The organism is Agarivorans sp. 2_MG-2023, assembly GCF_030548085.1.
Lineage (GTDB): Bacteria > Pseudomonadota > Gammaproteobacteria > Enterobacterales > Celerinatantimonadaceae > Agarivorans.
Genome location: NZ_JAUORQ010000008.1, coordinates 93,821 through 108,529, shown reverse-complemented (window position 1 = coordinate 108,529; position 14,709 = coordinate 93,821). Strand labels below are relative to the sequence as shown.

Sequence of the window (14,709 nt, the reverse complement as noted above, 5' to 3'; positions counted from 1 at the left end):
TCCTTGTTTAAACAAAGAATTTTTCTTCTAATCACGCATTTATTGAAAATTAGACTATCACCTTTTCCTTGCACCATCAGCTACCTAAGGCATGGAATAACAAAAATATCAGCATGAAAGGAGGAGTTTTAGAAAGCAGAGTCAAAACACAAAGTAAGTAAACTGTGAGACAAAAAACCACCGACCATAAGGTAGATTCCATGCTCTTATGAAACACGTAAAAGAAGATAAATGTGGTAATACTTAAGCTCTTGTCTATTGAACAGTTAACCACTTTATTCTCACAGCTCTGATAGTGTATTCCGCTAGTAGTTATCCCTCCAACACCTTGGTGCTATTTCCTATAGTGGAGACAATTCAAGACAATAAAAAACCCTGCAGCGTTTACCACTGCAGGGCTTTGAAGTCTTGTTTGGGTTTGTGATTATTCCACTGTAACGGCTTTGGCTAAGTTACGTGGTTGGTCTACGTCGGTGCCTTTAATTAACGCTACGTGGTAGGACAACAACTGTAGCGGTACGGTGTAAAGTACTGGCGCGACTAACTCGTCTACATGCGGCAACTCTAATACGCGCATGGTTTCGTCACTGCTAAAGCGGGCGTTTTGGTCAGCAAATACATACATTTGGCCGCCACGTGCGCGTACTTCTTCAACGTTTGATTTAAGCTTCTCTAGCAATTCGTTGTTTGGCGCAACAACCACTACCGGCATATCGGCGTCAATTAACGCTAGCGGGCCGTGTTTTAGCTCGCCTGCTGCGTACGCTTCTGCGTGAATGTAAGAGATTTCTTTAAGCTTAAGCGCCCCTTCCATTGCAATTGGGTATTGGTCGCCACGGCCTAGGAACAAGGTGTGCTCTTTATCGGCAAAGTCTTCTGCTAATTTTTCAATAATTTCTGAGGTCGCTAATACTTGCTCAACTTTAGCAGGCAATAACTTAAGCTCGGCAATCACTTCGGCTTCGCGCTCGGCAGTCACTCGACCTTGCAAACGGCCAATGCCCAAAGTGAGTAGCAATAGCGCCACCAACTGGGTAGTGAAGGCTTTTGAAGAGGCTACGCCAATTTCTACGCCGGCTTTAGTCATAAAGGCTAAGTCTGATTCACGCACTAGCGATGAACCTGGTACGTTACAAATGGCCAAGCTAGACATGTAACCAAGCTCTTTAGCAATACGCAGCGCGGCAAGTGTATCAGCCGTTTCACCTGATTGAGACAAGGTAACAAACAAGCTATTTGGACGAACTACCGATTGGCGGTAACGGAACTCTGAAGCGATTTCTACGTTACAGGTTACGCCAGCCACAGCTTCTAACCAGTAGCGAGCAACCATGCCTGAGTTGTACGAAGTACCACAGGCAATAATTTGCACATGTTCTACTTTAGATAGCAGTTCAGCGCCATTGGCACCAAACTCTTCAATGTTTACGCCATTAGCAGACACACGTTGGTCTAAGGTTTGGCGAAGCGCACTTGGCTGTTCAAAAATCTCTTTTTCCATAAAGTGACGGAAACCAGCTTTGCCGCCTGCATCGTGCTCTACCGTAGACTCGGTAATTTCACGCCCTACTGGATCACCGTTTAAGTCAAAGATTTCTGCGCCAGCGCGCGTCACTTCGGCTACGTCGCCTTCTTCTAAATAACTAAAGCGGCGAGTAACAGGCAACAAGGCCAGCTGGTCTGATGCAATAAAGGTTTCGCCAATACCGTGGCCAATCACTAGTGGGCTACCAGAACGAGCAACAACAATACGCTCAGGGTCGTTTTGATCTAGCACTACTGTGCCGTAAGCACCTTCCAGTTGAGGTACTGCGCGTTGCACTGCTTCACGCAGTGAGCTAGCGGTTTTTAGTTCGTGGTGAACCAAGTGAACAATCACTTCGGTATCGGTTTGCGAGGTAAAGGTGTAACCCAAGCCACGTAGTTTTTCACGCAACAGGTCGTGGTTTTCAATAATACCGTTATGTACTACCGACAAAGTATCACTAGAGATGTGTGGGTGAGCATTTACTTCACTTGGCTCGCCGTGAGTCGCCCAACGGGTATGTGCAATACCAATGGCACCATTTACTTGAGATTCGCTTACTGCGTCAGATAGCTCTTTCACTTTACCTAAACGACGCACGCGTTGCAGTTCACCTGCAGCGTTAATTACCGCAACGCCGGCAGAGTCATAACCGCGGTATTCTAAACGGCGTAAGCCTTCTACTAAAATTTCAGCAATGTCACGTTGAGCTACTGCTCCTACAATTCCACACATAGTTCTTCTTTCCTTGTCGGTAAATTTATTTCGCTATAACCAGATTAACGCCTTGAGCACGAATTTGCTCGGCGATGGCTGGGTCTAACTGATTGTCTGTGACTAAAGTTGAAATTTTGGACCATGCCAACTCTAGATTATGAATTCTGCGGCCAATTTTATTGGATTCGGCCAATACCACGACTTCTCTTGCAACTTCTGCCATTACTTGGCTTAAACCCACCAGCTCATTAAAGGTAGTGGAACCACGCGCTACATCAATACCATCCGCACCAATAAACAATTGGTCGAAGTCGTAAGCGCGCAATACTTGCTCGGCTACTTGACCTTGAAACGCCTCTGAATGTGTATCCCACGTGCCACCGGTCATCAAAAGGGTGGGCTCGTTTTCCAGCTCACGTAAGGCACCAGCGATGCTTAAAGAGTTAGTCATTACCACTAAACCTTCTTTGCCAGAGAGCTCCGGCAGTAAGGCGGCGGTAGTGCTGCCGCTGTCGATAATAATGCGATTATGGTCGCGTATTAAACCGGCAGCCGATTGCGCAATCGCTTGTTTTTGCTCTGAAACTTGTTCTTCATCGGGTTCGTTGATCAACTCTGTAGGAATAGGCACTGCCCCGCCATAACGCCTTAGCAACAAGCCATTTGCTTCTAAACTCGCTAAGTCCTTTCGAACCGTAACTTCTGATGTTTCAAAAGCATGAGCGAGCTCGTCAACCTTTACCTCACCGAGTTCGGCAAGCTTTTCTAAGATTAAGCGACGACGCTGTTGGGTGTTTCGTTTGATCATATTGCCAATGGTTAAGTTTCGAATCGAAACTTATTATAGTGAAGCGAAACTTAAGATCAAGGTTGAAATGTTAATGTTTTGATTTTTCTGCTTGCTTGGTCGGCGGGGCAAATAAAACACGCCAGCGTTGTTTAAATGACAAACCCGCTACGTTCACTTCTCTAAGCATTGTTCGCCACTCTTTAAAGGTGACGACGAAAGGATTGAAGCTATCGATTGGCTGAGTGATGCCGTATTCAACAGTTTGCTGTTCCTTCTCAAAACTGCCAAACAATTTATCCCAAATAATAAAAACGCCGGCATAGTTTTTATCAATATATTGCGGGTTGCGCCCATGATGCACTCGATGGTGTGACGGAGTATTAAATAGCCACTCCAACGGCCCTAAGCTTTTAATGGCTTGGGTATGCACAAAAAACTGTAAACCTAAATTAAGCAGCACCACAAAAATCACCCATTTAGGATCAAAGCCAATAATGACCAAAGGCAACCAAAACAGCCACATACCGGCTAAGGGGTACATTAGGCTTTGCCTAAACGCGGTACTAAAATTCATATTCTCAGAACTGTGGTGCACCACGTGCGCAGCCCACATCCAACGTACTCTATGGCTAGCGCGATGAAACCAGTAATAGCAAAAGTCTTGAGCCAGTATCAAAGCAACAAAACTGAATACGTTCATATCTATTTCAAAGAGTCGCCAAGCAAATAGCATTAAATACAGCTGGCTAATCAACAAACCGGTAAGTAAATCGCTGAGCTGATGCATGCCGGCTAACACAAAGTTGCACAGCACTTCTGTAGGTTTGTAACGGGCAGACTCCGCCAAGTGCTCGCGTTTATCCCCCCAATACCACTCTGCCACCATGCATAGAACAAACAGCGGCGCTAATACCAGCAGCAAGTATTCCGGGTGGCTAATTAACGTATTCACATCCATGTTTGATTCCTTATTTAGCTACCAGCGGGCAAAATGGTCTTCGCTTAAACCCAGCACTTTATCTAGGTAAATTTGCTGACCCTCTTGGTCAACAATCACGCCGCTAAAGTGGCCGACATATTGGCGGAAATTGCTTTTAAGCAACCATAAATTAAGTCGTTCTTGGCGGCAGTTGAGCGGGCTAAAAAGTAAATCAATGCGGCCGTCTGCTGAGTAGATATGCCAATCTGTAGGTACTTGCTCGCTGCCACTAGCTGGCACTCTGGTGAACTCAAAATGAACCGGGCCTAGCAGCTGCTTTTGTCCGTCTATCCACAGTACATTTTCGTTAAAGCCGGTTTCGTTTACGCCTGCTGCGAGATTTACTCCCAAACACACATCGTTTAACTGAGCCGATATGCTTGCCCAGCGCCAGCTAGTTTCACGGCTCATATACCCAGCCGAGAAATCGTAACCGGCCAGTGCATCATTTAAGTGTTGGGCTTCTCCATTGATGGTTAAATTTCCGCTAGCGCGCAAGGCATTATGTTTTTGGGTGTATGTCCAACCGTTGTAAGCAGTGGGGCTACACATAGCCATAACTTGATCGGTGTGCTGACACACTAGCGCTAATTCAGCACTTAAAAATGGCGTTTCCACCGCCAGCTGCCATTGGCCATTTTTGATAGTTATACTGAGAGTGTTTTTGCCATTAATGTAAGCGCGGCTGTTCATGCTACTGGGCTCGGTGCCATAAGCCAGTCCGCAGGGCTTTAACCAAGTCACTTCTTGCAAGGTTTGCGTAGCAATGTTGTACACATAACAAAAGCCACTCCCTAAATAGCGAATGTCGGCAATCGCAAAACCCAAAATGTAGTGGGCAGTTTTTACGCTAACAAATTGAAATTGCTTGTAGTGAAAATGCTTCGTCCAGGCTGAAGCAGGTTTATCCATGCTGCTTAAGTATTGGAACTCTGCCAAACCAAGCTGCGCTACCGGCTGATTAAATTGACCAAATTGCACCTTACCCGAATCATCAATTAAGCAATGAGGCGCAGCTTTCGTTTCAATCTCTCTCAAGTTATCTCTCAACACCGCACGCTCTCCGTTACAAACCATTAACATTTACTTAGCTAAGCAGATATTGAGTAAACATTCTAAAGTTGTTATTCAAGTCTGTGAGCGAGCTAGCAGCATCGGCGATGTTGTTCTGTTGCTTGCCCTAATTAATCTACCAACAGTCAAAAATACAGAACATTTATTCACCAAATTCTCACAATGCAGCCCAAAACACCAATAAGTGTGACAATGAAAACACTTTCAACCTTTATTGTGATCTAGATCGTGCAAATTTTGTGGATCAAGTCACCTTTTGTATTCACAATCCAGCCAGATTTTTTAGCATCTAGTTTTACTAGGTAAACACCCTCCCAGCAGTAAGTCAGTTTATGAACACAAACAAACCTAAATTACGCTTTTGGCAAATCTGGAACATGAGTTTTGGATTTCTTGGTATTCAATTTGGTTTTGGTTTACAAAATGCCAACGTAAGCCGAATCTTTGAAACGCTTGGCGCTAGCATCGACCAAATCCCTATTCTTTGGTTAGCCGCTCCTGTTACCGGTTTACTCATTCAGCCAATTATTGGCTACATGAGTGACCGCACCTGGAATGGCTTAGGCCGCCGCCGTCCGTATTTCTTAGCGGGCGCGATTATGTCGTCGCTGGCCTTAATCATTATGCCTAACTCACCTTACCTGTGGATTGCCGCCGGTATGCTGTGGATTTTAGATGCGTCGATCAACATCTCTATGGAACCGTTTCGCGCATTAGTGGCTGATAACCTACCTAGCGAACAACGCACCCAAGGTTTTGCCGTTCAAACCTTCTTTATTGGTGTAGGTTCGGTTATCGCTTCGGCTATGCCTTACGTGCTAGCCAACTGGTTTGGCATTGCTAATACAGCGCCAGAAGGGGTTATTCCGCCGTCGGTTAAAATCTCGTTCTACGCTGGTGCCGTAGTGTTTTTTGGTGCTGTTTTGTGGACAGTGCTAAAAACCAAGGAATACAGCCCAGAAGAAATGGAGCGTTTCGAATCAGCCGAGCCTGAGCAAGAAAGCGGAGACGGTTTTGCCGCGGTATGGGCTGACGTGAAAAAAATGCCCGCCACCATGCGCCAATTGGCCGTGGTACAGTTTTTCTCATGGTTTGCTTTGTTTGCTATGTGGATTTACACCACCTCTGCAGTAACCAGCAGTGTTTATGGCGCAACCGATACTTCTTCAGCCTTATACAATGAAGGTGCAGACTGGGTAGGTTTATGTTTTGCAATGTATAACGGTGTTAGCGCTTTAGCCGCCTTTGCCTTACCTTGGCTAGCTGCCCGTACTAGCCGTAAAGTGGTTCACGCTTTATGTTTAACTCTGGGCGGTGTAAGCCTTGCTGGCATGTACTTCATTAACGATCCTAAAATGCTAATGATTAACATGGTTGGGATTGGTTTTGCTTGGGCGAGTATTTTATGTATGCCATACGCTATTTTAGCCGGTTCGTTACCGAGCAAAAAAATGGGCTTTTTCATGGGTGTATTTAACTTCTTCATTGTTATCCCACAAATTCTAGCGGCTGGTATCTTAGGTTACTTTACCCGTGAATTCTTTGGTGGCGACTCAATGATGGCCCTAGTACTAGGTGGCGCATCTATGGTGGTAGCTGCGGTTGTTACCTTAAGTGTTACCGACCAAGATGACCCACAACTTGCCAACGACGACAGTAAGGTAAATCAAGCGCAAACCGCTTAATTGACGCAATGGGCGAGGGTTATCTCTCGCCTGTTTTACTCTCTACGACTCCGCTTTAAGATCTAAACCCTGCCAGTAAACGTAACTATTGTTGAACCTTTACCATGAGGAGTCAGCACATGAGTGACCATACCTTTAAAGTTGGAATGAACTGCATCTACGAGAATGGCGAAGCTGTTATCGATAAATTAGATGAAGTTAATCGGGTAGCCCTAATTCGCGACCAACACACTGGCAACCTGCATACTCGACACACCTACGAGCTTTATCCAGACGATGCTCAGTTTCATAGTGACAGCGATACTTACTACTAAATTTAGCCGGTTCAAAAACTGAAAAGCCGAGCATTGCTCGGCTTTTTAATCTGAATAACGGGAAGCTTATTCTGCATCCCACTCAAAGTCTGGGGCTTCATCTGGGTTGGCGCGATACTTTAGTTGCATGCCATGTAGGAAGTTACGCATAACTTGGTCTTTACACAAACGGTAATGTTTGTGATCAGATTTGCGGAAAAATGCACTTAGCTCATGCTTGCTAAGTTGGAAACCGGTTAAGCCTAATACATCCAACATATCTTCTGCTTTTAGGTTTAAAGCAATTTTCAGCTTCATTAGCATAATGTTGTTGGTTAAGCGTTTTTCAGGCTCTGGTTGAGCACCTTCGCGCTTACCACGCTTGTCGTTGATTAAACCGTTTAAGAAAATGGCTAAGGTTTTATCGCTTAAATTTTTGTAAGCGGAATCATCTTCTTTTTTTAACCAATCACTTACTTCTGCACGGCTCACTTTCAAATCAGCTTGGGCGAAAATGGCAATCATCTTGTTATCGTTGAAATTAAAGCAATAGCGAAGACGGCGAAGAATATCGTTATTAGTCATGCAAAAATCCTGAATTAAATAGAAGGGCAGTCACGCTGCCTTAAAAACCAGCAGGAGTTTACGCGATAGTGAATCAAGTAGATAGGCTAATTCCTGCTTATTTATTGAGCGTAGTCAAAGGCTAACACTTAAGCGAGTTAGTCTATAAATATGGCTTTACTATTAATGTTATCCGGTAGCGTTATATTATAACGCTCTAACTGACTACGACTGAATAAATAACGGCCTTTTTCTCCGGTTTTAGGCCCAAGACTATGCGGCACCACATCAGTGGTTAAAATGGTATGTGCTAGCTCTGCGGCTAGCCGCCCCTGCTCAAAACCAAATAGCACTAAACCACCTATGGCTTTATCTTTTCCTATGGAAAAATCCCAAAAACCAAAGGGTGGAACAGAGGTGTTTTTTGCCGACCACGTTATCACTTGCTCGGCAGGAACATGCTTATTCTTATCGTCTCTTAGTGTGTGATATAGGCCAAATACAACCGCATCAAAACCCTCTTCCTCTAGATTATTAATACTATATTGCCACTCACTCCAAGAGCTCATTAAGCGTAATTCAAGCTTTATCCCAGACACATTTACTTGGGTATTTCCGCCAAACGTTTCTCTTAATACCGTTTTGGAGGTGGTGCTATCGTCAAACAGTATTAACATCCGCTTAGGCGGCTCATTCATTAACGTACTCACCGTGGCCACGGTGCGTTTTATTAATGGCCGCTCTAATACTCCAGTAATATTTTTCCGCTGGTGAACATGATAACTACGGGGATTATTGTTAATGCCTAAATACACCACTGGTAGCTTGGTTTTAGCAAACCTTGGGCCTAGGTATTTAAGTGCGTTATCGTCACCGAGTATCACTAGATCAGGTTTTAGATCTAGGTAACGCTGCCACGCCATTTCTCCGCGGCTACGATGACGCGAACTGGGGATCCGTTTGGTATCCATTTGAAAGTAACTGAGTTGGTAGTCGTCGGCCAATACCGACTCTAAGCCTTGAATGTAGCTTTGGTCCCATGCGTATTCCTGATGATAGCTTTCAATCACCAAAATATGGGGCTTAGCCATTGTTACCAGCGGCAGTAGCAACAATAAACTAATAGTGAATAAACGGCTCAACTTTGTCACTAAGCATCTCATTATTAAGCACTAAGCCTAAGTATAGTCAATGCCAATCACTGCCACTGACTATTCATTTTCCAGTTTACAAGTGGTCTCGCTGGTGGGCGTTATCTAAGTATAAAATAGGCCCTACAGGTACCACCCTAGTAGGGTTAACCATACCATGGCTTTGATAGTAATGGCGTTTGATATGTTCAAAATTGATGGTTTCAGCAATCCCTTCTATCTGGTAAAGCTCACGCATGTAAGCATCAATATTGGGGTAATCAACAATACGTTTTAAATTACATTTAAAATGCCCAACATAGACCACATCAAAACGTATCAAGGTGGTGAATAAACGCCAATCAGCTTCGGTGAGTTGCTTGCCGGTTAAGTAACGCTTTTTAGTTAAGATCTGCTCAACAAAATCTAAGCTTTCGAATAAAGGATACAAGGCCTCTTCGTAAGCTTCTTGAGTAGTCGCAAAGCCAGCTCTGTATACACCATTGTTTACGCTGTGATAAATACGCTGATTAAGTTCCTCAATCTCTACTTGCAAGGCCTCTGGATAATAATCACCGGCTTTAGCGCCAACGTCATCAAAGGCTGAATTAAACATGCGAATAATGTCGGCAGATTCGTTGGACACAATAGTTTGTTGCTGTTTATCCCACAACACTGGAACCGTTACTCTGCCGCTATAATTGGCGTCTGCTGCGGTATACACTTGGTGCATAAACTCCGCCTGATTAATCGGGTCACTCACCACGCCTTCTCCAGGGGCAAAAGTCCAGCCGTTCTCACCCATAAACCAATGCACTACCGAGTAATCAATCATCTGCTCAAGGCCTTTAAGTTTGCGAAAGATCATAGTGCGATTAGCCCATGGGCAAGCATGCGATACGTACAAATGATAACGACCCGCTTCTGCCTTAAAACCCTCTTTACCACTAGGGCCAGCGCTACCATCGGCCGTTACCCAATTGCGAAATTGCGCTTCACTGCGTACAAAGCGCCCTTTGTTTTCTTTGGTTTCGTACCACTTATCTTGCCATTTTCCATCAACTAACAGACCCATTATTTACTCCTAAAATTGTTCGCGACTAAAATTTGTTGTTTTGAAAATCATCAAAGGCCTGCAGCACTTCTTCACGCGTATTCATTACAAATGGCCCACCCCAAGCGATCGGTTGATTAATTGGTTCTCCGGTTACCACTAACACTCGGCTAGCCTGCTGGCTCTGCAAACTTAGCTCATCCCCTTCGCTAAGCACTCCAAGCTGGTAAGCCTTAATCGCTTGTTTGCTTTGGCCAATGGTCACCTCGCCTTCAATCACATAAACAAAACCATGGTGATGCGCTGGCAATACTAGACTTAGGTCGGCACTTGCCACCAAGCTTATGTCTAAATAACTGGCCGTTGTTTGCTGGGTTTGCACCGCTCCCTTAATACCGTTTGCCAACTCGCCTGCGACTACCCTTATTACGTTGCCTTGTTCGTCTTGGCTCACAGGAATTTGCTCAGCACTTAACTCTTGGTAACCCGGCGCCGACATTTTGTGCTCGGCAGCCAAGTTAACCCAAAGCTGAAAGCCCTTAAGTAAACCATTTTCTTGCTCTGGCATTTCTGAATGAATCACTCCACGCCCAGCATTCATCCATTGCACGCCACCCGCTTCTATCACACTCTCGTGGCCAGCATTATCTTTGTGGCGCATTCGGCCGTTAAGAATGTAGGTTACTGTTTGAAATCCCCGGTGAGGGTGCTCGGGAAATCCCGCTAAATAGTCGTCAGGCTTATCCGATTCAAAACAATCCAGCATTAAAAAAGGGTCTAAGTGCTGAAGCTGAGCGTTACCTAGCATTCGCGTCAGTTTTACCCCTGCGCCGTCGCTAGTGGCTTGGCCAACCACCACTTTCTCTAGCTGTCTCGAGTTCTGCATATATCCTCCTAAGCGCTACGGTTATCAAGTGAATATGCACCCGCACCATGAGCGACGAGCAATAAAAAACCCCCGGCGATAGCGACATTTTTCATCAACATAATCATTTGAATTTGATCGTCAGGATTAAAGTGAAATAGCAATCCACTTACCACGCTAAAACCAGCTAACAAAAAAGCAATCGCACGGGTTTTCCAGCCCACTAAAATGGCTAACCCGCCCACTAACTCAAGCGCAATCACCAACGGTAATAACATCCCTGGTACTCCCATTGCCTCCATGTAAGCTTGGGTGCCGGCGTAGCCAGCAATTTTCCCGTAACCCGACACAATGAAAATTAAGGCCAGTAATAAACGGGCGGTTGGTTGGCTAAGTTGTTGTAGTGCGTTCATAAATTTATTCTCCAGATAATTTGGGCTTAAACCCAATGCTTGAGAACAGATTAGTGTTGTTTTAATAAGCAACAAACCGTGCAATCGGCAATTCATTGTTCCTATAATGGCAACAATACTTTGATACAAAATATAAGAAGCGAGCCGTGGGCCAATTAGAAGAGATGCAAGTCTTTGTGAGGGTGGTTGAAGCGGGCAGTATTAGCCGTGCTGCAGAGCAATTAGGCGTGGCCAAGTCAGTGGTGAGTCGTCGATTAAGTGCCTTAGAGCAGCGGGTGGGCAGCAATTTAATGCAACGTACTACGCGCAGTTTAAGCCTAAGTGACAGCGGCCAGCAATTTTATCAACGTAGCTTAGTCATCCTTGATGAAGTTGCTCAACTTAACCAAGAGGCCAGCTGCCAAGAGCGTACCCTAAGCGGCAGTTTGCATATTGCGGTGCCTTTATCCTTTGGTTTGGCTCACTTAAACAGCGCGTTTGATACCTTTATGCAGTTGCACCCAGGAGTGAAACTAAAAATTAGCTTAGCCGATAGCCAGCACGACTTAGTGGCAGAGGGCATTGATATCGCCTTGCGGATTGCTGAACTAAAAGACTCCAGCCTTAAAGCGCGCAAAATTACCCCGATCAACTTTGTATTAGTCGCTGCCCCGCATTACCTAAACAAACATGGCCGCCCAAAACATGCCCAAGATTTAGCTCAACATCAAATACTGCACTATAACCATCGTCCAGCACCGAGTTGGCAACTGATAGACCAACAAGGCAAGCAACATAATGTTCATTACCAGCCGCATATAAGTGCCAACAATGGTGATTTTTTAGGGGACTTAGCCATTGCTGGCCACGGTATTGCGCTTGCGCCTAATTTTATTGCATGGCAAGCGATTGCCAAAGGGGAATTGGAGGTGGTGTTACCACACTATAGTTTGCCCTCGTTGTTTGCATGGGCAGTCTATCCCAATACTCGCCATTTGCCACAACGCAGCCGAGTAATGATAGATTTTCTCAGCGAACGCTTTGGTTTAAACCCTTATTGGGATCAGGCCTTAAACCAGCATTTAGCGTCGTTAAATGACGCTAAACAGTAAAGCCAATCTATTTATCCTTGGCTTTACAACCGCAATCACTTATCTATCAAAAAGCGCTGTATTCTATGTAGTTTTTATGATTACCTTGCAGCTCAATAATAAATGTCCCTGGTGAGCATTCAGCGTCATCAGCGGTCCATATAAATGCCGTAGTGTAACGACCTATTCGCGATACAAATTAGTTTTTTAACTGGTAAGGAAAGTGTTATGCCAATTGTTTTTGATTACTTCTTCACGGTGCAAGTTGCGCTACTGATTTTTGCATTGTTCGTGCTTAAATCCTCGATTAAATTTGTACCTCAAAATGAAGCGTGGGTGATTGAGCGTTTCGGTAAATATCAGTCAAGCAAAGAAGCCGGATTAAACTTCCTCATTCCAATGATTGACCAAGTATCAGCTCGTCGCTCGCTAAAAGAGCAAGCTTACGATGTGCCAAGCCAAGCGGCGATTACTAAAGACAACATTTCATTGTCAGTAGACGGTGTATTGTACTTTCGTGTACTTGACCCATACAAAGCTACTTACGGCGTAGAAGACTACGTGTTTGCGGTAACTCAACTAGCGCAAACCACCATGCGTTCAGAAATTGGTAAAATTGAACTAGATAAAACCTTTGAAGAGCGTGATGCGCTTAACGCCAAAATTGTTACCCAAATTAACGAAGCATCAGCTTCTTGGGGTGTAGCAGTATTACGTTACGAAATTAAAGATATTACGCCACCGGCTTCGATTATGGATTCAATGGAATCGCAAATGCGCGCCGAGCGTGAACGTCGTGCTAAAATTCTGGAATCGGAAGGTGAAAAAGCTGCTGCCATTAATATTGCAGAGGGTGAAAAGCAAGCCCGCGTATTACAAGCAGAAGCAGAAAAACGTGAGCAAGTACTTAGCGCAGAAGGTGAAGCCGAAGCCATTATTGCAGTGGCTAATGCCCAAGCTAAAGCCATCACGACGGTGGGTGAGTCAGCAGCTACACCTGAAGGCCAAAAGGCGATTCAATTAGATCTTGCCACTAAGGCGATTGAAGCCAAACATGCCATTGCTAAAGAATCGAGTGTAGTATTGTTACCCGATAGCAGCACAGAAGCAGGCTCGCTAGTGGCTCAAGCTACCACCATCCTTAATACGCTAAATCGAGGCTAAACCATGGCTGAATTGTTTGCCAATCACATTCCGCAAATCTTAATTGCACTGGGCATTATTTTACTCACTGTTGAAGTAGTAATTATTGGTTTTGCCACGTTCATTTTGTTTTTTGTCGGCTTGTCGTTGGTAATCACCGGCTCACTGATTTGGTTAAACATACTGCCCGATACTTGGAATAGCATTTTGCTCGCCAATGCAGTGTTAAGCTCTTTGTTAGCTGGCGTATTGTGGAAACCAATGCGCAAGTTACAAAATAGCTCAGACGATAAACAAGTGAGTAGCGATTTTGATGGTCACCGTTTCTTTTGTCACCAAGAAATTGATAAGCGTGGTTTAAGCACTTACAAACACTCTGGCATTAGCTGGACCTTAAAGAGTGAACACACCATCGCAGCAGACACCGAAGTAGAAGTAGTGCGCGCAGAAGTGGGCACCTTTTGGGTGAAAACAGTCGACTAATAACCCTAGAGCCCAGCGTTAAACTGGGCTTCTATTTACGCCGCCACTAATGCAAAGCCCTATCGAGTGTGCTTAACTAGCTATAGTTTCTTTGCATATAGGTTTCCCCACATGTGGCAAGCGCTGAGTAAAATCTTGATCTTATCTTCTAGCTTTTGGTTAATGGCCTGTAGCAGCATAGTTCCGAACGACCCGCCTAAAGTAAACTTAGTCTCGGTAATCCCTACCTCTGGTGACAGCATGACACCGAGTTTTGATATTAACTTACGCGTGGTAAATCCCAACAAACAAGCGCTAAGTTTAGCCGGAGCGGTATACACGCTGTCACTAAACGGCCATGAAGTGGTCACTGGCGCAACCAGCGATTTACCAGAAGTACCGGGTTACGGTGAAGCCAATTTTACCCTGCCAGCGCAAGCAAATTTAATCGCGACTTTCCGCCTGCTAGGCTCTTTAGTGCAACTAAAAAGCCCCGAACTGGATTACAAAGTAGATGTAAAACTGGACATAGGAAGCTTATGGCCAGCGGTTAACTTAACCGAGAAAGGAACATTTAAGTTAGAAGACTTGGGCCAACAATTGAGCTCGAGTGTTCAATCACTTTAAGTGACTGAGTACCTCACGGAGTAAACCGTTCAATCCCAGCGCTCTGTTACTTTAATCAAGTGATAACCAAACTGCGTTTTTACTGGCCCTAATACTTGGTTTAACGGGCCAGAAAACACCGCTTTATCGAAACTTTTTACCATTTCACCTTTCACAAACTCACCCAAATCGCCGCCTTCTTTGGCCGATGGACAACAAGAAAATCGCGCCGCCATGGCTTCAAAACTAGAACCTTTGTTGAGCTTTTCTACTATCTCATTGGCTTTCTTTTCTGAGCTAACAATAATGTGCTTGGCGCGCGCCTTTGCCTTTGCCATA

General features: G+C 44.8%; 16 protein-coding genes. 6 read left to right on the top strand and 10 right to left on the bottom strand.

Annotation, left to right across the window (positions count from 1 at the left end):
* Positions 1-424: 424 nt before the first annotated feature.
* The 4 genes from glmS to Q4549_RS13500 form a co-directional block, all read right to left on the bottom strand.
* Positions 425-2,260 (bottom strand): glutamine--fructose-6-phosphate transaminase (isomerizing), encoded by a 1,836-nt coding sequence (gene glmS / locus Q4549_RS13515; protein ID WP_303552666.1) that lies wholly within the window; start codon positions 2,258-2,260, stop codon positions 425-427.
* 25 nt (positions 2,261-2,285) lie between these two features.
* Positions 2,286-3,050, bottom strand: a complete 765-nt coding sequence (locus tag Q4549_RS13510) for a DeoR/GlpR family DNA-binding transcription regulator (RefSeq protein ID WP_303552667.1) — start codon at positions 3,048-3,050, stop codon at positions 2,286-2,288.
* A 70-nt stretch (positions 3,051-3,120) separates the two neighbouring features.
* Positions 3,121-3,990 carry a sterol desaturase family protein gene (locus tag Q4549_RS13505; protein ID WP_303552668.1) on the bottom strand — a complete coding sequence of 290 codons (870 nt, stop codon included), beginning with the start codon at positions 3,988-3,990 and terminating at the stop codon, positions 3,121-3,123.
* Positions 3,991-4,008: 18 nt separating this feature from the next.
* Entirely contained in the window at positions 4,009-5,049 is a 1,041-nt protein-coding gene (locus tag Q4549_RS13500) for a DUF2804 domain-containing protein (protein ID WP_303552736.1), read from the bottom strand.
* A 368-nt stretch (positions 5,050-5,417) separates the two neighbouring features.
* Here Q4549_RS13500 and Q4549_RS13495 point away from each other — a divergent pair, with 368 nt between their 5' ends.
* A complete protein-coding gene (locus Q4549_RS13495; RefSeq protein ID WP_303552669.1) occupies positions 5,418-6,770 on the top strand; it encodes an MFS transporter in 1,353 nt (450 codons plus the stop codon).
* Positions 6,771-6,889: 119 nt separating this feature from the next.
* Positions 6,890-7,084 carry a hypothetical protein gene (locus tag Q4549_RS13490; protein WP_137673476.1) on the top strand — a complete coding sequence of 65 codons (195 nt, stop codon included), beginning with the start codon at positions 6,890-6,892 and terminating at the stop codon, positions 7,082-7,084.
* Positions 7,085-7,150: 66 nt separating this feature from the next.
* Here Q4549_RS13490 and Q4549_RS13485 read toward each other — a convergent pair whose 3' ends face one another.
* The 5 genes from Q4549_RS13485 to Q4549_RS13465 all read right to left on the bottom strand — a co-directional run bounded on the left by Q4549_RS13485 (position 7,151) and on the right by Q4549_RS13465 (position 11,089).
* A complete protein-coding gene (locus tag Q4549_RS13485; protein ID WP_137673477.1) occupies positions 7,151-7,648 on the bottom strand; it encodes a DUF1456 family protein in 498 nt (165 codons plus the stop codon).
* A 137-nt stretch (positions 7,649-7,785) separates the two neighbouring features.
* On the bottom strand, positions 7,786-8,778 hold the full coding sequence (locus Q4549_RS13480) for an ABC transporter substrate-binding protein (protein ID WP_303552670.1): 993 nt from the start codon (positions 8,776-8,778) through the stop codon (positions 7,786-7,788).
* 76 nt (positions 8,779-8,854) lie between these two features.
* Complete coding sequence (locus tag Q4549_RS13475; RefSeq protein WP_303552671.1) at positions 8,855-9,832, bottom strand: glutathione S-transferase family protein; 978 nt, start codon at positions 9,830-9,832, stop codon at positions 8,855-8,857.
* 25 nt (positions 9,833-9,857) lie between these two features.
* Positions 9,858-10,697 carry a pirin family protein gene (locus Q4549_RS13470; RefSeq protein ID WP_303552672.1) on the bottom strand — a complete coding sequence of 280 codons (840 nt, stop codon included), beginning with the start codon at positions 10,695-10,697 and terminating at the stop codon, positions 9,858-9,860.
* Positions 10,698-10,705: 8 nt separating this feature from the next.
* Positions 10,706-11,089, bottom strand: coding sequence for a DoxX family protein (locus Q4549_RS13465; protein ID WP_303552673.1), 384 nt, complete (start codon positions 11,087-11,089; stop codon positions 10,706-10,708).
* A 146-nt stretch (positions 11,090-11,235) separates the two neighbouring features.
* Between Q4549_RS13465 and Q4549_RS13460 the strand changes: the two genes are divergently transcribed.
* From Q4549_RS13460 to Q4549_RS13445, 4 genes are all read left to right on the top strand, one after another.
* On the top strand, positions 11,236-12,180 hold the full coding sequence (locus Q4549_RS13460) for a LysR family transcriptional regulator (RefSeq protein ID WP_303552674.1): 945 nt from the start codon (positions 11,236-11,238) through the stop codon (positions 12,178-12,180).
* Positions 12,181-12,387: 207 nt separating this feature from the next.
* Positions 12,388-13,323 (top strand): SPFH domain-containing protein, encoded by a 936-nt coding sequence (locus Q4549_RS13455; protein WP_137673483.1) that lies wholly within the window; start codon positions 12,388-12,390, stop codon positions 13,321-13,323.
* Between the two features lie 3 nt (positions 13,324-13,326).
* Positions 13,327-13,785, top strand: coding sequence for an NfeD family protein (locus Q4549_RS13450; protein ID WP_303513234.1), 459 nt, complete (start codon positions 13,327-13,329; stop codon positions 13,783-13,785).
* A gap of 111 nt (positions 13,786-13,896) precedes the next feature.
* On the top strand, positions 13,897-14,391 hold the full coding sequence (locus tag Q4549_RS13445; RefSeq protein ID WP_303552675.1) for an LEA type 2 family protein: 495 nt from the start codon (positions 13,897-13,899) through the stop codon (positions 14,389-14,391).
* A gap of 29 nt (positions 14,392-14,420) precedes the next feature.
* On the opposite strand, the gene Q4549_RS13440 is transcribed toward Q4549_RS13445, so the two are convergent.
* Positions 14,421-14,708: a peptidylprolyl isomerase gene (locus Q4549_RS13440; protein ID WP_137673486.1), complete on the bottom strand. Its 288-nt coding sequence runs from the start codon at positions 14,706-14,708 to the stop codon at positions 14,421-14,423.
* Position 14,709 lies beyond the last annotated feature (1 nt).